The sequence below is a fragment of the Enhygromyxa salina genome (assembly GCF_002994615.1).
Lineage (GTDB): Bacteria > Myxococcota_A > Polyangia > Nannocystales > Nannocystaceae > Plesiocystis > Plesiocystis salina_A.
In genome coordinates, this window is the sequence record NZ_PVNK01000302.1 from 1 (window position 1) to 1,079 (window position 1,079).

At 72.1% G+C, this 1,079-nt stretch carries 2 protein-coding genes; both read left to right on the plus strand.

The genetic code is table 11. From position 1 onward, the window contains the following. The coding region (locus ENSA5_RS34525) for a hypothetical protein (protein WP_181198461.1) at positions 1–299 on the plus strand (299 nt) is incomplete at its 5' end. Beyond that, on the plus strand, positions 296–1,079 hold a 784-nt coding region (locus ENSA5_RS34530; protein WP_106395985.1), incomplete at its 3' end, for a lysylphosphatidylglycerol synthase transmembrane domain-containing protein. The genes ENSA5_RS34525 and ENSA5_RS34530, both read left to right, overlap by 4 nt.

The window sequence follows — 1,079 nt, forward strand, 5'->3', positions numbered from 1 at the left end:
GGGCTGAGCTGAGGCCAGCGGCCGGGGCTGCGCACGCCCCCGAGCTCGTGCGCAGCCCCGGCCGCTGGCCTCAGCTCAGCCCGACCCCGCCTCGGACTCAGCCCCAGCGCCTGGCCGATCGTGCGATCTCCGGGATCCGCAGCCAGTCCAAGCGCCTGCGGGGCGGGCCCGAGCAGGCGGCGCTCCCGGCCCGGGTCCCCGGCGACTTCGCCCAGCTGTGGACCCGGCGCTGGTACGGCGAGCACGATCTCGGTCGGGCGCTGCGTCACCCGCACCTTCCGTCCGTGGGTCCGCGATGAGTCGGCTCCTGCGTCGGACGCTGATCGGCGTGGCGGTCGGGGTCGTCGTCTACGTCGTCGGGCTCTTGCTCTTCGATGCCCGCGAGGTCGCCGACAGCCTCGAGGGCTACGCGTGGATCGCGATCGTCTGGGCGCTGCTCTTGTCCTCGCTCAACTACCTGCTGCGCTTTTGGAAGTGGGAGCTGGCCCTGGGCTGGCTCGACGTCCGCGGCGGCTCCGGCGGCATGCACCCGCCGGCCGAGCTGAAGCTCGGCCGCTCGCTCGAGATCTACCTGGCCGGGCTGAGCATGTCGGTGACCCCCGGCAAGGTCGGCGAGGTCCTGCGCAGCGTGCTCTTGCGCGCCAGCAACGGGGTCCCGTTCACGCGCACGGCCCCGGTCGTGGTCGCCGACCGCCTCAGCGATCTGATCGCCCTCGTGATCCTCGCGCTGATCGGGATCTCCGACTTCGCCGAGTACCTGCCCTACGTGATCGCGGCGCTGGTGTTCGTGATCGCGGGGGTCGTGGTCCTCGGCTCGCCGCGACTGTTTGGTGGGCTGCTGACTTGGGCGGCCAGGCTCCCGCTGATCGGCGGCCTCGCCGAGCGCGCGCACGGCCTCGTCGACAGCTCGGCCGCGCTGCTGAAGCTGCGCTGCATCACCGTGCTCAGCGCGATCTCGGTCGTCGGCTGGGGCCTCGAGTGCGTCGGCTACTGGCTGATCCTGACCGCGTTCCCGGGCGTCGAGGCCAGCTTGCTGCTGTGCGTATTCTTGTGGTCGGCCACGACCCTGGTCGGCGCGC